The organism is Candidatus Cryosericum septentrionale, from assembly GCF_003570995.1.
Lineage (GTDB): Bacteria > Caldisericota > Caldisericia > Cryosericales > Cryosericaceae > Cryosericum > Cryosericum septentrionale.
In genome coordinates, this window is record NZ_QXIY01000002.1 from 82,753 (window position 1) to 100,009 (window position 17,257).

A 17,257-nucleotide genomic window follows, 5' to 3' on the forward strand; every position below is an offset into this window, starting at 1 on the left:
AGGAACACGAACAGAACAAGTATAGAGAAAACGTCCCCAGATGCAACGAATTGGGAGCAAACGGCGGACTATTCTTGCGATCCCGGCGGAGCCTGCTTCTGGCTGGCCAGGCTTTCCAGGATGTAGATAGCGTTCTTGCCACTCTTCTTGGCCTGGTACATCGCAAGATCGGCGAGCAGGAGCAGGTTCTTTGGGTCGGACACGCGGTCCTCGAAGCTTGCCACGCCACCGCTCAGCGTGATCACGGAACGGAAATGGCGGTGGTCACGGGCGCTGTTGCGTTCGACAGACGCGAGGATACGCTCGGCGACCTTGCGGGCGTCGGTGGAAGAGGCCCCCGGCATCAGGATGACGAACTCCTCGCCGCCGTACCTGTAGGCTGAATCGACAGTCCGGATGCTATGGCGCAGGATATCCGCGATGCCCTGGAGGGCGAGGTTTCCATCCAGATGGGAGTAGGTGTCGTTGTACTTCTTGAAGTCGTCGATATCGAAGAACAGGAGGGAGAACACTTCACCAAATCGCGCTGTGCGTTCCGACTGTTCCGTGGAGTGTGTCACGAACGCGCGGTAGTTGCCGAGGCCCGTCAACTCGTCGGTCACCGAGAGTTCATCGATGCGATGCACGTAAAGGATGTTCTCGGCGACCAGACTGCAGTCTGAGACGAACGCCTCCACCATGTGCCGCTCTTCGTCTGTCAGAAGCACGGGGCGTTTGAATGCCACGTACAGGACTCCATAGAGAACGCCTTCGAGCGTCATGCGGAGTGTCAGCTCGGTCATGGCTCCTGGGGCGAGCGGGACCATCGTGTTCGAGACTTCAGAGTGGACGACTGCAAGGCTGGGACTGCTGAACGCTTCGCCCAGGATACCCGGCTCGACCCCGGCTTCGGGAATGAACCCGAAGATGTCGGCCTGGCTGACAACCAGCTGTCTGGACCCTGCTTCGAAGGGGATGTATGCCGATGCGTCCGCCTCCATGACATCTTGCAGCTTGTGAGCCGTGGCAGCCAGGAACTGCTGCAGGTCTGTGCGCTTGAACGAGGTGTCGAGCAGTTCCCTCGCCGCGAGTCGATACTTCGTGAGCAGGACGGAGCGCTGCTTCACGAAGATCTTCTGTACGATGGACTCCGCATAGGCCATGAAGAGGTCGAATGCGCTGGTTTCGCTGACTGTCAGCAGTCTGTGTTCTCCAATGCCCATGATGACGAAGCCGACGAGGCGTTGCTCGAAGTCAAGGTGACGCACCAGCAGGTCGTGGCCCTGCAATAGGCCGGTGACCGAGCGCGACAGCGAGTGTGTCATATCCAGTCGAGCCCGTAGCTCGCTTTCGAAGACACGGACAGGTTCCGTCTCTTCCGTGCCAGCGGCCCAGATGGCAGTCCAGGGGCGTGCCGTGTTGCCCGCGTTTTCCAGCAGGATGACACTCCCTGGCCCTGGCAGGATTCGCCGCAGGAGGCGACTGAGATGCGCTGTTGCCTGTTCGGCTGTCGAGACGTCGATGTTTTCCAGTTCCGCCCTGTTGATGGCTTCGCGGATATTGCGCTGCTCTTTGACTTCTTCCCAGATCAACCTTCCCTGCAGGAATTCCTGTACCTCTCCGGAAACCGCCAGGACGTCCGCGGAGACGTCGCTGGTGAAGTAGTCGCTCTGGCCACTTTCCAGGCTGAGCACGGCGATGACCCCCCCTTCCGCATTCTTCATCGGGATGGCCAGCTCACTGCGCGTGGCCTCATCGGCCATGATATAGTTGGCATACTCGGCGGTGTTGGGGACATTGACGATCGCTCGCTCACGCAGGGCCTGTCCAATGGCGCCTGCTCCTGCGTTCATACGGGCAATGATCTCCTGAGGTGGCACAGGGGACTTGGACGGCGGCACCGCAAAGAACCGGGTGAAGCGGTCGTTTTCCACCATAAGCAGGTTGATGCGCGACAGCTGGAACGCATTGTTCATGATGGAGAGGAAGCTGTTGACCTCGTCCTCGAACGGCAGGGGGGAGACGATGGCTGAGGACAGCTGGTTCGTGACGGTCAACGTGAAGTTCTTGCGCCTCAGTGCCTCCATGATCGTGGCATTGTCCAGCACCGAGGCAGCGATGTTCGCAAACGACGTGAACAGGGCGAGGTCGTCTTCGTTGAACGGATTCTCGACGCCAATGCGGCTGACGGAGACGAGACCGAACTTCTGGCCGCCCTTGCGCAGTGGAGCGGCCATCATCGATTCGGGCTCTTCGGGCGTGCCGTAGATCTGCATGGCGCGCGGGTCCAACAAGGCGTTCTTGATGAGTTCGGGGGCGTCGCCGTCGAAGATCTTGCCCAGAATTCCCCGTCCCCGTCGGATGTGCATGTGCGAGAGAACTTCGTGATATTCGCTCTTGGCGGCGACGACGGACAGGCCCTCCATGTCAGCGTCGATGGTTGCTATGATGGCGTCGTCGGCCGAGAAGAACAGCGCTGCGCGGTCCGTGATGGCCTCCAGAACCTGCTGATAGGCCTGAGACGCGGCCATATCCCGGATAATGGCGGTAAGGAAGGACAACTTGTGGAACGCAGCCTGCATGCGTTCCTTGTCACGATTGACATCAGCGACATGGGTATCCATGGCGCGAAGCCTGCGCCTGACATGTTTGTCTGCAGCATACGACAGGATCCCCACACCCGCGACAGCAAGCATCCCTGCACTGATGTCCCCCCAGTTGGCTGACCGGAGCGCCTGCATGAAGCCGCCGCCCTGCTGCTGAGCAATCGACAATCCCTGGCTTACCACGAGACTTGCAAGGGCTGCCGTCAGGTACAGGGGGAAGTGCCCGTTTTGCAGGAGGACGGACGCAATGACGACGAAGGTCCCACTGACGACGAAGCTGACGTCAAACGGCAGGATGCGCGTTCCGCCATAAAACACGGGCCTGCCCATCAGCAGGGGGCTGCCCATCGCGCCCAGGAAGAGGTTTATAGCGATGCTGTCGAACAGGATCTGGTGGCGGAGGATGGCGCGCACCGCGCCGCTGCGAGGCGCGAAGCGGTCTATGAGATCAAGCGCAACGTTGAAGGCGATTGCGGTGACAAGGAGTCCAACCAGAAACACGAGCCCGATGGGCCGAGGGGGCTGACTGAGCATGGCAAGAAGCCACCAGACACTGCCTCCGGCAATGATAACATACCGGAGCAGAATGAGTATCCTGGCTATGTTGCGTTCGCCAGGTTTCACGGTGTCCAAACCCTCTCCATAGAGAAACTATAGCGTGCCCATGGAAAATGCAAACCGCAGCGCAGGTCTCTCGCTGACAGGTCTGGACGAGAGTCAGGGAGAGCTTGTCAACGAGACGGCAGTCTAGAAGCTGAGCAGAACCTCGACAACGCGCGAGGAGGCGAGGATGATGAGGAACGAGGCGCCGGCCAGAGCGAAGGCCAGGACTGGCGTCCAGCGGGCCGTACACCCGCGTTGTGGTTCGGTTGCTGTCAGGACCTGGCGCAGGAGGTGCTCTGGTACCGTCACGCCGTCGACAGCCGCGTGATAGTGTGTCCGAAGCAGCTGGTCAAGCTCGTCGTCACTGTGTTCCATGGTCACGATGTGCCTCCAGGAAGGCCTTCAGCTCTTCCTTCGCGCGAAAGAGGCGCGATTTGACGGTTCCCACGGGCTTCCCAATGAGTTGTGCAATCTTCTCGTAGGGCATCTCCTTGTAGTAATAGAAGTACAACACGTCTCTCAGGTCGCTCGGGAGGTGCCGCATGCCTGCTGCGACGTCCCGTACGGTCTCGGCTTGCACCGGGTCATATCCCGTCCCGTCCGAACCCGGCTGCGGCAGGGCGTCTCCCGGGGTCAGCAGGGGAAGCTCCCGTCCCTTGCACTGGCGAAAGCTGCTTGCTTCATTCATGGCAATCCTCATGACCCACGTTGTTGGGCTGGAATCGCCGCGAAAGGACGGGAGGAAACGACGCACCTTGAAGAACGTGGACTGGAAGACGTCGTCCGCGTCGAACCGGTTGCCCATTCGTGAGACCAGGTATGTGTAGATTTCATCTGCACAACTGTTCATAAGCGTCTCGAAATCCAGGAGCATCGATGCTAGAAGAAATCCGTCAGGCTTGGCAGGAGGAGATACCTGTACGGCAGGACGACGGCCAGTGCCACAATCCAGCTGACAGCCAATGTGGCGGCGAACGCCATGCTCCACCATGACACGGCCTGTTTGAAGGACAGTCCCAGCACCGCCGAAACGACCAGACATGCAAGCACGAAGGCTGCGACGAACCAGAGGACCGCCCACGGCAGTGCCTGGAACAGCGTGCCTCGGATAAACGAAAATCGCAGCAGCGCTGTCGTACGAGGCAGGATCAGTGGCCCGAACAGCAGAAGAAACGAGATGGCAGACACCAGAAATGCCTTGAACCAGGAAAGCCTGACGGGCAGACGGTACGCATCGTAGCGCACCATAAACAGCATGACAAATGGTGCGACGACGACTCCGCCCAGCAGTCCGGTCAGTCGAGCCGTAATAAGGCCCGGAATGATGCCGAACATCTGTCCTCCTTACCCCCCATCCCCGTCAGGCCCTCCTTACCCCCCATCCCCGTCAGCTGGGCATGCAGTACGTTGCACCTGGCCACAAGAAGCCCGGTCCGCGTGATGGTTGTCAGGAAACGCTCCTGTCCTGCAGTACCTCTCTTCAGGAGTATCCATGCGGCTTCTACATGCTTCTCGGCGGTCAGTGCGAGGACGTCGGCGAGAAGGCGGTCACTGGTATGCTGGTCCCGGGCAACGCGTCGGGTTGCGCTGTTCACCTGATCGAGCGCAGTCAGGTAGGTGCGGGCGAGGAGACGGTACTGTGGCATAGTCCCCTTGACTGAGCGCGCAAAGAGCAGTTCAGCGGTGACGTAGGCCGCCAGCTCGTGCGCAGCGTCCGAAGTCGTCTTATTGTGAGTCCTGTAGAGGTCCAGATCGGCGGTGAACGTCGATGCCGCACTGGCGACTGGTGCCAGGAGGGAACAACACAGCAAGCCCACGATCAGGCAGGAAATCAATCTTAGTTTTCTCATCACATCACCTATTATTAGACGGCCGATGATCCGACATTGTTCAACGGACGGGCGCAGTCCTGCCCGGGCCGGAGGCTAGCTCTTATGACTCAGCTCCAGGAAGGCCTGCAGCGCTTCCTCGAATCGCGAATCTTCTAGTAGACTGTTCGCGTATCGCATCGTTATATGAGTGGGTTCGGCCGGTTGCGACGGTCGTTCGGAAGAAGTCAGCTCGGCGACGGATTCGGCTACGGATACTGGCTCCCGATTGGTGGTGGGGATCGGCTCAGGGACACTGGACACTGGGCTGGATTCTTTCGGCGCACGGGACAGCGGAGCCGGCGCGGGTGTCGGCCGCAAGTCGCGTGCGATGAGCTGTGCCTGTTCCAGCATGCTCGCCATGTGGGCCATGACAGGTTGTGAGGGACCTGCCGGCTCTTCGCTCGTCAGGGACGCGACCGCGGGGGAGACCTGGGGAGGTGCTTCCGGCTCAGGAACCTGAGGTTGCTGTGGAATGCTCGGCAGGGTGAACGTTTTCTCAAGCGAGGCAGCTTCCCTTTCCTCCCGCGGCGTCAGGGCTGTGATGTCGAGAGCATCCGCTTCCGTCGTTCCAATGAGGTTCTCCAGCTCCCGCACGGGCAGTACCCTGGCGAAGATGGAGTCGGGAAGGTCCTCGAGAGACTTGATGAAGTTGATATGGCGCAGCGTCTCCTCATCAAGGTTGGAGTAGCCTAGACCGGTAGCCCGATCGTTGAGTGGATCGACCTCGAGCAGGCGGCGGACGAAGAACTCTCCTTTCTGATGGTTACCGAGGTGGTCGTCATACGTCTTCCACAGCAGATAGAGTCTCTCAGGAAATGCTTCATAACTTGCCAGGCTGGTCTCAAGCAGGACGAGGGCCTCACGGATCTTGCCGCTGCGTCGCTGCAGAGAAGCAAACAGTGCCTTCAGCACAGGGTCGGTCGGGTTCTGCTCGACCAGTTGCTGCACGTCGGTCTCAGTCACGTCCGGGACGCGCAGCCTGAGGTTGCTGTATGCTGCGAGAAGCGGGTTCTGGAGCTGGGCGGCACAGATGGCCCTGCGGTTGCGGAGTCTGAGGTCGGTGAGGAAGGTGTTGTCAGAGGAGAGCGAGAGACACTTCAGGAACGCGAGTCTGGCTTCGTCGGTGCGCTGAAGGGCTAGCAGGATGCTCGCGTGGACCAGATGGCAGAGTGGACTCGCAGGATCGATGTTGAGCGCGTACCGGCTTTCGATGAGCGCTTCGCTGGGTTTGTTGCGAAGGTAGTACCCGAGTGCGATGGCCAGTTGGACGCGCAGGCTCTTGGAAGAGACCGACAACGATGCTTCCAGGGCGGACTTGAGTGCATCCTGCGGCCGATCGGAGAGGATGTACAGATACGTCTTGCCGACGCTGACCAGGCCGTCGCGCGGGGTGCGCTCGGACATTGCCTCGTACAGATTCAGCTGTTCACCCAGGTTTTCCTGTGTCATTGCGTCACCTCTCCTCGCTTATTATTGCCCTCGGAGTTGTTTTGTCAAAGTATTGTGGAGCGGCCGCGTCCTGCAAAACGGCAGCACGTCGTCACTCCCGCCTAGCGCATGAGTGACACCAGGTTCCAGCCCCAGTTGATCAGAGCGGCAAGGACGAGCGCCAGCACGACCTCTCCTGCACTGACGAGTGCCGCACGGCGATTGCCAAACTCGCGTCTCAGAGCCGCGATGGTGCTGACGCAGGGGACATAGAGCATGACGATCAGGGCGAAAATGTACATCTGCTGAGGTGTCATGACTGTCCCAAGGTGGGGGGTGTGCATCAGCGTGGCCAGCATGATGAGTGCAAGTTCCTTGCGCAGGACGCCAAAGATGAGGACGACCAGCGCCACAGGAGGAAGCCCCAGGACACCCTCGGTGAAGGGTGCCGCCCATGTCGTGAGAGGAGTCAGCCACCCCAGCTTGTCGACGACGTAGAGGACGACGGAGCCACCTGCGATGATGGGGAACGCGAAGACCACGAAGTCCTTGAGCCTGAACCAGGTCTGCTTGAACGTGATGCGCAGTGGCGGCCACTTCAGCTTGGGCATCTCCATGATGAGCCCGGGATTGGTACCCGGGATGAACCGGTTCAACACGCGTCCGACGATGAAGACGATGATGAGGCTGATGACGTACAACGACAGTGCGGGCCAAAAACCCATGAAGGCGCCCACAAGTCCCAGAATGACGACCGTACGTGCCGAGCACGGGATGAGCGTCGCAAGCACACCGGCGATGAAGCGATCCCGGTCGCGTTCCATGATGCGTGTCCCCAGGACTGCGGGTACGTTGCACCCAAACCCGAGGATGATGGGCATAAATGCTTTGCCATGCAGGCCCATGCGGTGCATGATGGCGTCGGTCAGAAATGCCATGCGTGCCAGGTATCCCGAGTTTTCCAGGAACGACAGGATAATGTAGAATGGAACGATATAGGGGAGGGCCACGGAGACGCCTGCCAGGATACCCTGCAAGACGCCGCCCCACAGGAAGTCCCGCAGCCACGGGACGATGGGGAGCGCCAGAAAGGCCTTTTGCAGAGAGCCGAAGAGAGCGTCCAGGACAGAGGAAAGCCGGCCCCCCAGGACGAAGATGAGACCGAAAACGGCGAACATGACGGCGACCAGTGTCACCCATCCGAAAACGCGATGGAGCAGGAGCTTGTCGAGGCGATCACCCGGCGCGTCGTCGCGAGCTTCGGGTCGCCGTACTGATGCGGCGGCAATGCGGGCACAGGCACTGTACCGTTCCGCCGACATGATGCTGGCGCCCGATTCCCCGTGGATCTGTTCCAGGTCGTGCGCAAGCCTGGCTGCCATTGTCGTCACGGAATCACACGCCTCGCAGCGGCCCATGATCTCGGCGTCTCCCTCCAGCAGCTTGATGGCGAGGAAACGCGGAGCGTAATGGACCAGGCTGTCAGGCAGGGCGATCGTCTTGAGTTTCGTCTCCAGCGCTTGGATGGCACCCTCGACCTCTTTGCCATAGGCCACCGGCGCGACGGGGGGTCTGCCCGCCGTCGCCAGGCATGCGTCGACCAAAGCGTCCAGCCCCTTGCCTGCAGCTCCTGACGTGCGGACGACGGGTACACCCAGGAGCGAGGAAAGCTTCGACTCGTCAATGACCAGACCCTCTCTGACGGCGAGGTCGATGAGGTTGAGCGCCGTGACGAGCGGGGCGCCCAGTTCCCTGAGCTGAAGGGTGAAATACAGATTGCGTTCCAGCACCGTCGAGTCGACCACGTTGACGACGACGTCCGGCTGGGCCTCAGCGATGAACTCGCGGCTCACCACCTCTTCCTGTGAGTAGGTCGACAGGGAGTAGATGCCCGGCAGGTCGACGACCCGGATGTGCTTCCCCTTGTAGTCGAAGGAACCCTCTGCCAGCTCGACGGTCTTGCCTGGCCAGTTGCCGATGATTTGGTTCATGCCGGTCAGGGCGTTGAAGATGACGGACTTGCCGACGTTCGCATTGCCGGCCAGTGCAATGGTCAGGTCGAAACGCTCCCCGCGCACGATGCGCGGCGTGACCTCACAGCACTCCATCATCGGTCCTCCGGTGTGACGAGGATCTTCAGGGCAACGCCGCGCCCGAGGGCAATACACGCTCCGTGGGCTTCGACTTCAACAGGTCCTCCGGATTGACGGTTGCAGACCGTCACGGTCGAACCCTGCCCCAGCCCCATGTCTTCCAGGCGCCTCCGGACCACCTGGCCCCCGCGTATCCAGCGCACGCGGTAGGGTTTGCCCATGTCTGCCTGGTTCAGCGTGACCGCTCCGAGGTCGACCATACTGATCACCATGGCCATACGCTTTTCGAGGTCCGCGGCGTCAGTGTCGGTCAGGACATGTTCCAGTTTGCATGCCTCTCTGTGGGCGGCGTCCTTCTGCAGCCCAAGCATGCACAGCATACGCTCGGCCAGCTGGTGCCGACGCACGATGCGCCTGCCGGTCGCCCGCCCCTTCTTCGTGAGACTGAACGAGGACCCCTCGGTCGTGACATCGCTGGACATCACCAGGTCGAGCAGGAGGTCGGCGAGCCGCTTGCCGGCGAGGTCCTGTTCTGCCGCCAGGTCCGCGGCTGTCGAGGAGTGGTGCGCTTGCTCAAGACGACAAAGCGCCTCCAGGCATTCTTCGCGGTCTTCCGACGTGACTGATTCGTTTTCGTTGCTCATGTGACACGATCCTCTCTGACCGCTGCATGCGGTCTGCCGGGCCATGCCCGGTCGGTGATGCTGACCTTCCCTATCGGGTGGTCTGCCGGTGATGTTATCCGGCGTTCAATTCTTTAATCGTAGCGGCCAGAGCCATGATGAGCTCCGGCGTCCCCATCGACTCCTCGCCCATGACCTCGGCTGCCGCGTCTCCGGCAAGTCCATGGATGTATGCCCCCTGAGCCGTTGCCAGGTCAGGCGCCACTCCACGCGCAACCAGCGACAGGATGATACCCGCGAGAGCGTCACCCATACCGGGTTTGGCCATGCCGGGATTGCCAGTCGTATTGATGTACAGCGACCCGTCGGGCAGTACGGTGAGCGAGCGATGTCCCTTGAGATGCACGACAGCACTTGCCTGAGCAGCAAGTGTCTGCGCTGAACTTAGCGTTCCACCCTTCTCGACGTCCTCCGGTGTCAGGCCCACCAGACGGGCGAATTCGCCGGAGTGCGGGGTCAGGATCGTGGGAGCGTCGCGTTTCCATAGGACGTCCAGATGACCCACGCAGGCGAACAATGCGTCGCCGTCCAGGATGAGCGTTTTCTTGAAGGCGGTGGCAAGAAGCAGGACGGCCTCCAGCGTCCGGGGGTCGCGCCCCACACCTGGACCTATCAGTGCCGCAGTCGTATCTTCCAGCAGTTCCAGGATGTGAGGAAGCGCCTCGACGGTAAGGACCTCGCCGGCGAACGCATGAACGATCGGCCCGTCGACCTTGACGCGGACGACGTCCGCGATGCTCTGAGGCACGATGAGGTGGACAGTGCCTGTCCCGGCGGTGAGCGCAGCCTCGGCGGCAAAGACGGGGGCGCCCGTGTAGTCGGGAGAGCCGGCGATGATAGCCACCTTGCCATAGGTGGCTTTGTGCATGGTCCGCATCCGTTCCGGGAACTCGGGGGGCTCGGTCAACTGAGCATGGATCGCACTCTGCTCTAGCAGGATGTCGGGATAGATGAGCTGTTCGACGTGGACTTCGCCTGCCGCTTCTGCACCCGCGCCCATGTACAGGCCCAGCTTTGGCAGGCCGAATGTGACGGTATCGCTGGCAAAGATGGGAGTCCCCAGCGCCATGCCGGTGTCGCAGTCGATGCCGGATGGGATGTCTACCGCGACGACAGCGTGCGCCAGACTTGCGTTGACGATCTCGATGATGTCCTCGGCTATTCCTGAAACCGGATGGTCGAGGCCGATGCCAAACAGGGCGTCGATGACGATGGCGTCCTCGTCGATCGATTCCTCGATCTTGTCCAGGACCTCTTCGTCCGTGACGTTGATCAACGTGTCTTCGGGGGCGACTCGCTCCAGGAATGCGCGTTCCGTCTCTACATCGTCGCTGGGGTGTCCTTTGACGGGGACCGCGAATACCGTGACGGGGAAGCCCGCGAACAGGAGGTCGCGCGCTGCGACGAAGCCGTCGCCTCCGTTGCCGCCCGTTCCACACAGAACGACGAAGTGCGGCCTCAGTCCCTCTTCTGCGTCCTCGTCCGCGATGTTCAATGCGGCGTCCGCGACAGCCTGGCCGGCGCGCTCCATAAGCACGATCGACGGCATGCCGTATTCGTTGAAGGTGTGTTTCTCGATACTGCGGATCTGACTACGAGTCGCCGCTCTCATACATGCTCCCATATTCTCCCTGGATCACCATGGCCACGGCGACTGCGTAGTCGCGTTCGTGGCTGATGCTGAGGGAACAGTTGAACCAGGGTGTCCCGCGGATGACGGCAATCGGCGCGCCCTCCGGTCCTGGAGCGATCTCGACCTCGCGCAGAGTCGGGAGGTCCCTTGAAGGCAGCAACTTGATGACGGCCTCCTTGGCGGCCCAGCGGCCTGCCAGACACTGCCAGCGGTCGGGGCGGTCACATGTCGAGAGTTCGGAGGCGGAGTAGACGCGGTTCAGAAAGCGTTCTCCATACCGTTCCCCCAGAGTCCGGATACGCGCCACGGCCACTATGTCCACGCCGAGTTGTTTCATCATTTCAGTATAGCAGCAAAGACGTGTACGGCGCGGTCTTCACCGTGAATCGACTCAGAAGGCCCACGCATGTGGGCTGACCGGCGTCGAATGTCCGCGTTTCATTTTGCCTCTACTTGGCTAGAATATGGATAGAAGTCAAGCATGTCAAGGGAGGCCGATATGGCAAAGAAGGTTGCTGTTCTGCTGGACGAGATGGTGCACGAGCATGAATTCATTTATCCTTATTATCGTCTCAAGGAAGCCGGGTTCGAATCGGTCAGCGTTGCGACAGAAAAACGAGTCTACAAGGGCAAATTCGGCGTGCCCTTCACGCCGGACATGCTCATTGCGGACGTTACCCCGGGAGAGTTCGAGGGTGTGGTTGTGCCCGGTGGATATGCGCCGGACTTCCTTCGCCGGACGAGAGCTATGCTTTCGCTGGTTGGGGAGATGAACGACAAGGGCAAGCTGGTGGCGATGATCTGCCATGCCGGGTGGGTGGGCATCAGCGCAGGGATCGTCAAAGGGCGCACGCTCACCAGCACCAGCGCTATCAGAGACGACATGTCGAACGCCGGGGCAATCTGGGTCGACCAATCGGTTGTCGTCGACGGCAACCTCGTCACGTCCCGCTCGCCGGCGGACTTGCCAGACTTCATGCGTGAAGTCCTGAGGGTGCTCTCCGTTCAGAGATAACACGGTCTGGGTCAGAGTAGCAGCATGCACCGCCGGCCGGCGCGGTTGGCGGCCGACGGTTTCCATATACAATGAATAGGGAGCAACCATGGGGTTCAAAGAGAACGTCGAGGTACTGCTGTCAAGGAGCCACTGGAGCCAGCGCCAGTTGGCTGCCGCTGCCGGCATCTCCTCGGGGCGGGTCTCTCAGATCCTCTCCAACCCTACGTCGCCCACACTGGCTACAGTGACCAAGATCGCCTCTGCATTTGGCCTCGACGTCGCAGACATGGTGCGCGACGAGACGCTTTCTGCTCCCGGCGATGAACTCGAGATGGCGCTGCGTCACCAGGGAGACCTCAGCTCCCAGGACATCCAGGCAGTCCACGCATTCATCGCGTACATCCGCGAAGCACGTCCAAAGAGGAACAGGCGTGGCAAGTGAGACGGTCCTGACCCCGCGCTGGCTGAGGAGCCGGCTCGTTAATTGTCGCTTACGTACGGCGTGCCCATGACCATGGCGCGCAATTCCATACCCCAGTCAATCGCGGAGGCAGCATGAGCAAATTCATCTTCATTACCGGTGGCGTCATGTCGTCGTTGGGCAAGGGCATCTTCTCCGCCTCTCTAGGACGCATCCTCCTCGACGAGGGCTTCTCTGTGACCATGCTCAAGATGGACCCGTATCTCAACGTCGACGCCGGTGTGCAGAGCCCGTTTGAGCACGGCGAGGTCTTTGTGACTGAGGACGGGGCGGAGACCGACCTGGACCTGGGACACTACGAGCGCTTCCTCAACCAGAACCTGCACCGCATGAACAATGTCACCAGCGGGCAGGTTTACCTGTCTGTCATCGAGAAAGAGCGCAAGGGCGAGTACCTGGGGCACACGGTGCAGATCATCCCGCACCTCACCGGGGAGATCCGCAGCCGTGTCACGAAGGTTGCCGAGGCGTCGAAGGCCGACTTCGTGATCGTCGAGGTCGGTGGCACGGTCGGCGATATCGAAGGCCTGCCGTTCCTCGAAGCCATCCGCGAGTTCTGGGCTGAGGATCCTGCCAACTCGATCTTCGCTCACCTGACGTACGTCCCTTATCTCGAGACCACGGACGAACTCAAGACCAAGCCCACCCAGCACAGCGTCGGCGAACTGCGCAAGATCGGCATCCAGCCCACGCTGATCGTGGCCCGTGGGGTGAAGGAACTGCCGGCCGACCAGAAGCGCAAAGTGGCCCTGTTCTGCGGTGTCCCCGTCGATCACGTCATCTCGCTGCCCAACCTAACCTCGGTGTACAAGGTCCCAAACTACCTGCAGGAACAGCGTGTCGGCCAGCTCGTCCTGTCTGCGTTCGGCATGGCGCCCCGCATGGCCGAGACCGAGACGCCCTGGGTGCGGTTCACGTGGACCATCGACCAGGCGAAGACACCGCGCAGGCTGGCCATCGTCGGCAAGTACGTTCAGCTGAATGATGCCTATCTGTCCCTTCGCGAAGCGCTTCACCATGGCGCATGGGCGACCGGGTGTGACCTGCACATCGACCTGGTTGACAGCGAAGACGTCGAGAAGCAGGGGACGCGCCTGCTGGATGAGGGCAGGTACGACGGCATCCTGGTCCCGGGGGGCTTCGGGAAACGCGACGTCGAAGGCATGATCCTGGCTGCGGGATACGCACGTACCCACAATCTGCCCTACCTGGGCATCTGCCTGGGCATGCAGGTTGCCAGCATCGAGTTTGCACGGAACGTGCTCGGCATTGCGGACGCGAACTCCCAGGAGTTCAAGCCCGATGGCAGGGACCTTGTCATCTACCTCATGCCGTCGCAGAAGGGTGTGCAGAAGCTGGGCGGGACCATGCGGCTCGGCGTCTACGAAAACACCATCACACCGGGGAGCAGGGTGGAAGAGGCCTACGGGGCATCCACGCTTTCCGAACGCCATCGTCATCGCTACGAGTTCAACAACGAGTACCGTGCGGCCTTTGAAGAACATGGCATGCGCGTCGCTGCTGTTTATCCGGAGGAGGACCTGGTCGAGGCCCTCGAACTCAAGAGTCATCCGTTCTTCGTCGGTGTCCAGTTCCACCCTGAGCTTTCGTCCAAGCCACTCCAGCCCGGACCCCTGTTCGTGGCGTTTGTGAAGGCCATGCTGGCGCATGAGGGGTAGAAAGCGGGTCCGCACTGTCACCGTCAGCCAGGCTGCGAGCGATGTGCTGGACCGGCTGCAGATCATCGGCGGCGTGGGACAGGTGCGTACGGAATCCGAGGCGCACCTGCGAACGGTGCTGACACAGACGGCCTCGGCGCTGTTCAAGCCCGAGGAGCTGCCACGCTACCTGCAGGTACAGCTTGCCGGCAAGACCGGGAGCATCCCGTCCTGGGACAATCTGACCGGCGAGCGCCTGACGCATCTGGGCCTGCCCCGTCATCCAGAGGGCGTGCGTGCGGACGAATGCGGCACGCTCATCCTGACGCTGGTGCCTGCCACCATCGACTACGTGGCGCAGGTGGAAGGGCGCGAGGTCTGTTCCTCCGCAGCGTATGACCCGAGGGCGACGATGGCTTCCTTCGAAGACGGCATCCACCGCATCGTCATGACGGCACCCGAACTCACCGTGACCAGGAGTGCGTTTCCTCATGGACTGATGGACTTGCCCTTCGTTCAAGTCACGTTCCGGCTGCGTAACACCAGCGACCAGTTTCACGCCGTAACGCTCGTCCTCCTCATCAAACCGTTCGACGAGGTGGGCATCACGAGTCTGGAACGGTTCAGTTTCTCGCGTGAGAACCTCATCATGCTCAACGGACAGCGCGTTGCCTTTGCCTGTGAACGACCGAGCACGACCAGGGTCACCATCTACGATCCCCGGACTGCCAGCATGGTCGACGCCGATGCCGGCGGCGAAGTCGTCTCGCCGACGGGGCTTATGCAGCTGCGGCTTGCATTCGATCACCAGCTCGAACCTGGCGGCGACACCGAGGTCACGTTTTTCTTCTTCGTCGACAGGGACCGCGTCTACAAACCTGAGGAACTCACGCTCCTCCTTGGACAGAGCGCCGGGATCCTCGAGCAGGAGCACCGGCTCGTCGTGACGCAGGAAAAGCACGTAGGATATCGCACGGGCGACGAGCGCCTCAACCGTTTTGCTGCCAACCAGCTACTCCACCTTTCGTCCCTTGAAGCTGCTGCTGCTTCAGCGTTTGACGACGGCCTCGATGCCGTTGCCTTGCCGGCGCTCGTCGAGGCGTATGACCGCGTGGGAGAGGTCGACACGGCTTCCGGCCTCTTGCGTTCCTATGCGGCGCAATTGCCCCCAGGGCCCGCTCTGTCGGCGGATGCACTGTTTACATACGCAAGCCTCGTCATCGCTCTGGGTTGGCATCTGAAGGTGGCGCGCCAGGTACAGCTCCGCAGACAGCTGTTTCCCGTCGTGGACCAGTTCGTCACCTGGCTCAGCCAGTCGCAGACAACAGTGGAGCCTGTCGCCATCGGCTTGCTGGGACCATTGCGGCGTTCCGGTCCCATGCTGCATCTGGTGCTGGGCAAGGCCATTGAGAGCTATCAGAGCATGCTTTCCGAGAAGGACGACGTGCGCCTCAGACTGTGTGACGACCTCCAGCTGCGGCTGCTCAAGCAGGCGGATGCGGCCGACACTCATGTTGGCCCCGGCAAGCCGACGTTTGCCGACATAGCGCCGGTTGCGGCCTACTCCCTGTTCGGAGCGCACGGTACCGAGGACTCCATCCTGACCGGCACCATGAGCTGGATCGCCGAGCATTGGCTGCGCGACGGCTTCGTCGTAAACCCCTCCCTCGGCTCGCTTGGCGACATCCGTCTGTCACTGCTGTGCGCCAAAGCTCTGGTTCTGCGCCGTGAGAGTGGAGCGTACGGTCTGATGCAGGAGGGCCTGGAGCAGCTTGGAGTGTCCGATGCCCTCCCCGACTACATCGACCTGCACACCAGGAGAGCTCTCGCCGGTCCGCGGCACAGCGCCGTCGCGACGGCGCTCGCCCTCGAGCTGCTGACCAGCCTCATCTTCGTCGAACGCGGCACCTATCTGAGCATCATCCCGGTGCCAACGCCCGAACTGTTTGCCGGCGACGGTATCGACGTCCACGGCCTGCAGTCTACGTTCGGCGAACTTTCCGTGCGCATGCAGCGTCTGGGCGACAAAGTCCGGTTCAGCATGCGTTCAGATTTCCTCCGGGGCGTCAGCGCCATCGAACTCAACTTCCCCTGGGAACTCAAGGAACTGGTCGCCCGCAAGGGAACGGTCAAGTACGTGACCGGAGGAACCATTGTCATGGAGCCTGCAGACCTTATTGAAGGTGAGGCTATCGCGGCCAGCCCTGGCCCGTCGTAGACGGTCCGTTCTTCACATCATGCACGAGGGAACGACCCCTCTCGACAACCGACGTATGGAAAAGCGCCGGGCGTGAGCCCGGCGCTTGTGCGTTCAATAGAAGATGGACAGGCTACTTCTTGGTGACCGCCAGTCCGAAGTGCTTCATGGTCACCAGCTTGCGGTTCCAGTTCTTCTCGACCTTGACGCGGAGGTCGAGTTCGACCCGCTCGCCCAGGAAATGGACGAGGTTCTTGCGGGCGACGTCCTTGATGGTTGCGATGAGTTCACCGCCCTTGCCGATGACCATGCCCTTCTGAGAGTCCTTGGCGACGTACACGCTGACCATGGCGCGGATACCCTTGGCGGACTCCGTGATGTCGTCTGTGACGACTGCCGTCGAGTAGGGGAGCTCGTCCTGCAGACGGCTGAACAGCTGTTCGCGCACGGTGTCCGCAACGATGAGTTCGATCGGGTGGGACGTCAAAGTCTTGTCGTCGAAATAGGGCTCACCGATGGGCATTGCGTCAATGGTCGCCTTTACCAGCGGCGAGATGCCTGCGCCGGTCGCCGCCGAAACGTGGAAGACAGCCGTCGGATGGAGCTTCTCCACGAAGGGAGCAGCCACCATCTCATGGCGCTTGGCCGTGTCCAGGTCCAGCTTGTTGACGACGAGGAAGATCGGTTTGCCGAGCTTGGTGACAATGGGGATCATCTCCTCGTACTCGGCGTCAGGATAGGCCGACTGGTCGATGACGAAGTAGACGACCTCGATGTCCTCCAGCGACTGCAGCGCCGTCTCCACAAGGTACTTGTTGAGCTTGCTCTTGCTCACCTTGTGATATCCGGGCGTGTCAACGAAACAGAGTTGGGCATCCTTCTTGTTGAGGACGCCAAGAATGTTGTACCACGTGGTCTGCTGTTTGGGCGACACGATGGATAGCTTGGTACCAAGGATAGTATTCATCAGCGACGACTTCCCGACGCTGGGCTTGCCAAAAATCGATACGAATCCACTCTTCATAATG

The 17,257-nt window shown here is 61.0% G+C and carries 15 protein-coding genes; 4 read left to right on the top strand and 11 right to left on the bottom strand.

Features of this window, described 5'->3' with window-relative positions:
* Positions 1 to 68: 68 nt before the first annotated feature.
* From SMC1_RS01110 to acpS, 10 genes are all read right to left on the bottom strand, one after another.
* Positions 69 to 3,209, bottom strand: a complete 3,141-nt coding sequence (locus SMC1_RS01110) for a diguanylate cyclase (RefSeq protein WP_126855131.1) — start codon at positions 3,207 to 3,209, stop codon at positions 69 to 71.
* A gap of 123 nt (positions 3,210 to 3,332) precedes the next feature.
* The gene (locus tag SMC1_RS01115; RefSeq protein ID WP_119084974.1) at positions 3,333 to 3,569 is read right to left on the bottom strand and encodes a hypothetical protein; all 237 of its coding nucleotides are present in this window, start codon (positions 3,567 to 3,569) and stop codon (positions 3,333 to 3,335) included.
* Positions 3,550 to 4,038 carry an RNA polymerase sigma factor gene (locus tag SMC1_RS01120; RefSeq protein WP_165848906.1) on the bottom strand — a complete coding sequence of 163 codons (489 nt, stop codon included), beginning with the start codon at positions 4,036 to 4,038 and terminating at the stop codon, positions 3,550 to 3,552. The genes SMC1_RS01115 and SMC1_RS01120 overlap by 20 nt, the downstream gene beginning before the upstream one ends.
* Before the next feature lie 29 nt (positions 4,039 to 4,067).
* Positions 4,068 to 4,523, bottom strand: coding sequence for a hypothetical protein (locus SMC1_RS10410; protein WP_165849111.1), 456 nt, complete (start codon positions 4,521 to 4,523; stop codon positions 4,068 to 4,070).
* Positions 4,484 to 5,038, bottom strand: a complete 555-nt coding sequence (locus SMC1_RS01125) for a hypothetical protein (protein ID WP_126855132.1) — start codon at positions 5,036 to 5,038, stop codon at positions 4,484 to 4,486. Before SMC1_RS01125 ends, SMC1_RS10410 begins: the two co-directional genes overlap by 40 nt.
* 75 nt (positions 5,039 to 5,113) lie before the next feature.
* A complete protein-coding gene (locus SMC1_RS01130; protein WP_119084977.1) occupies positions 5,114 to 6,508 on the bottom strand; it encodes a hypothetical protein in 1,395 nt (464 codons plus the stop codon).
* A 101-nt stretch (positions 6,509 to 6,609) separates the two neighbouring features.
* Positions 6,610 to 8,598 carry a ferrous iron transport protein B gene (feoB, locus tag SMC1_RS01135; RefSeq protein ID WP_119084978.1) on the bottom strand — a complete coding sequence of 663 codons (1,989 nt, stop codon included), beginning with the start codon at positions 8,596 to 8,598 and terminating at the stop codon, positions 6,610 to 6,612.
* Positions 8,595 to 9,224 carry a DtxR family transcriptional regulator gene (locus SMC1_RS01140; RefSeq protein WP_165849112.1) on the bottom strand — a complete coding sequence of 210 codons (630 nt, stop codon included), beginning with the start codon at positions 9,222 to 9,224 and terminating at the stop codon, positions 8,595 to 8,597. Before SMC1_RS01140 ends, feoB begins: the two co-directional genes overlap by 4 nt.
* A gap of 94 nt (positions 9,225 to 9,318) precedes the next feature.
* The gene (locus tag SMC1_RS01145) at positions 9,319 to 10,875 is read right to left on the bottom strand and encodes an NAD(P)H-hydrate dehydratase (RefSeq protein WP_165849113.1); all 1,557 of its coding nucleotides are present in this window, start codon (positions 10,873 to 10,875) and stop codon (positions 9,319 to 9,321) included.
* Positions 10,856 to 11,236 (bottom strand): holo-ACP synthase, encoded by a 381-nt coding sequence (gene acpS, locus SMC1_RS01150; protein WP_119084981.1) that lies wholly within the window; start codon positions 11,234 to 11,236, stop codon positions 10,856 to 10,858. The genes SMC1_RS01145 and acpS overlap by 20 nt, the downstream gene beginning before the upstream one ends.
* Positions 11,237 to 11,395: 159 nt before the next feature.
* Between acpS and SMC1_RS01155 the strand changes: the two genes are divergently transcribed.
* The 4 genes from SMC1_RS01155 to SMC1_RS01170 all read left to right on the top strand — a co-directional run bounded on the left by SMC1_RS01155 (position 11,396) and on the right by SMC1_RS01170 (position 16,250).
* Positions 11,396 to 11,911, top strand: a complete 516-nt coding sequence (locus tag SMC1_RS01155; RefSeq protein ID WP_119084982.1) for a type 1 glutamine amidotransferase domain-containing protein — start codon at positions 11,396 to 11,398, stop codon at positions 11,909 to 11,911.
* Positions 11,912 to 11,999: 88 nt separating this feature from the next.
* Positions 12,000 to 12,335, top strand: a complete 336-nt coding sequence (locus tag SMC1_RS01160) for a helix-turn-helix domain-containing protein (protein WP_119084983.1) — start codon at positions 12,000 to 12,002, stop codon at positions 12,333 to 12,335.
* Between the two features lie 113 nt (positions 12,336 to 12,448).
* Positions 12,449 to 14,053: a CTP synthase gene (locus SMC1_RS01165; protein ID WP_119084984.1), complete on the top strand. Its 1,605-nt coding sequence runs from the start codon at positions 12,449 to 12,451 to the stop codon at positions 14,051 to 14,053.
* Entirely contained in the window at positions 14,043 to 16,250 is a 2,208-nt protein-coding gene (locus SMC1_RS01170; protein WP_119084985.1) for a hypothetical protein, read from the top strand. The genes SMC1_RS01165 and SMC1_RS01170 overlap by 11 nt, the downstream gene beginning before the upstream one ends.
* Before the next feature lie 112 nt (positions 16,251 to 16,362).
* Here SMC1_RS01170 and era read toward each other — a convergent pair whose 3' ends face one another.
* On the bottom strand, positions 16,363 to 17,253 hold the full coding sequence (gene era, locus SMC1_RS01175) for a GTPase Era (protein ID WP_119084986.1): 891 nt from the start codon (positions 17,251 to 17,253) through the stop codon (positions 16,363 to 16,365).
* Positions 17,254 to 17,257 lie beyond the last annotated feature (4 nt).

Excerpts from the sequence above, each read along its gene's own strand:
- SMC1_RS10410 (WP_165849111.1), bottom strand. The coding sequence starts at position 4,523 with ATGTTCGGCATCATTCCGGGCCTTATTACGGCTCGACTGACCGGACTG.
- SMC1_RS01155 (WP_119084982.1), top strand. The coding sequence starts at position 11,396 with ATGGCAAAGAAGGTTGCTGTTCTGCTGGACGAGATGGTGCACGAGCAT.
- SMC1_RS01130 (WP_119084977.1), bottom strand. The coding sequence starts at position 6,508 with ATGACACAGGAAAACCTGGGTGAACAGCTGAATCTGTACGAGGCAATG.
- SMC1_RS01165 (WP_119084984.1), top strand. The coding sequence starts at position 12,449 with ATGAGCAAATTCATCTTCATTACCGGTGGCGTCATGTCGTCGTTGGGC.
- SMC1_RS01160 (WP_119084983.1), top strand. The coding sequence starts at position 12,000 with ATGGGGTTCAAAGAGAACGTCGAGGTACTGCTGTCAAGGAGCCACTGG.
- feoB (WP_119084978.1), bottom strand. The coding sequence starts at position 8,598 with ATGATGGAGTGCTGTGAGGTCACGCCGCGCATCGTGCGCGGGGAGCGT.
- SMC1_RS01140 (WP_165849112.1), bottom strand. The coding sequence starts at position 9,224 with ATGAGCAACGAAAACGAATCAGTCACGTCGGAAGACCGCGAAGAATGC.
- SMC1_RS01170 (WP_119084985.1), top strand. The coding sequence starts at position 14,043 with ATGAGGGGTAGAAAGCGGGTCCGCACTGTCACCGTCAGCCAGGCTGCG.
- acpS (WP_119084981.1), bottom strand. The coding sequence starts at position 11,236 with ATGATGAAACAACTCGGCGTGGACATAGTGGCCGTGGCGCGTATCCGG.
- SMC1_RS01120 (WP_165848906.1), bottom strand. The coding sequence starts at position 4,038 with ATGAACAGTTGTGCAGATGAAATCTACACATACCTGGTCTCACGAATG.
- SMC1_RS01145 (WP_165849113.1), bottom strand. The coding sequence starts at position 10,875 with ATGAGAGCGGCGACTCGTAGTCAGATCCGCAGTATCGAGAAACACACC.
- era (WP_119084986.1), bottom strand. The coding sequence starts at position 17,253 with ATGAAGAGTGGATTCGTATCGATTTTTGGCAAGCCCAGCGTCGGGAAG.
- SMC1_RS01125 (WP_126855132.1), bottom strand. The coding sequence starts at position 5,038 with ATGAGAAAACTAAGATTGATTTCCTGCCTGATCGTGGGCTTGCTGTGT.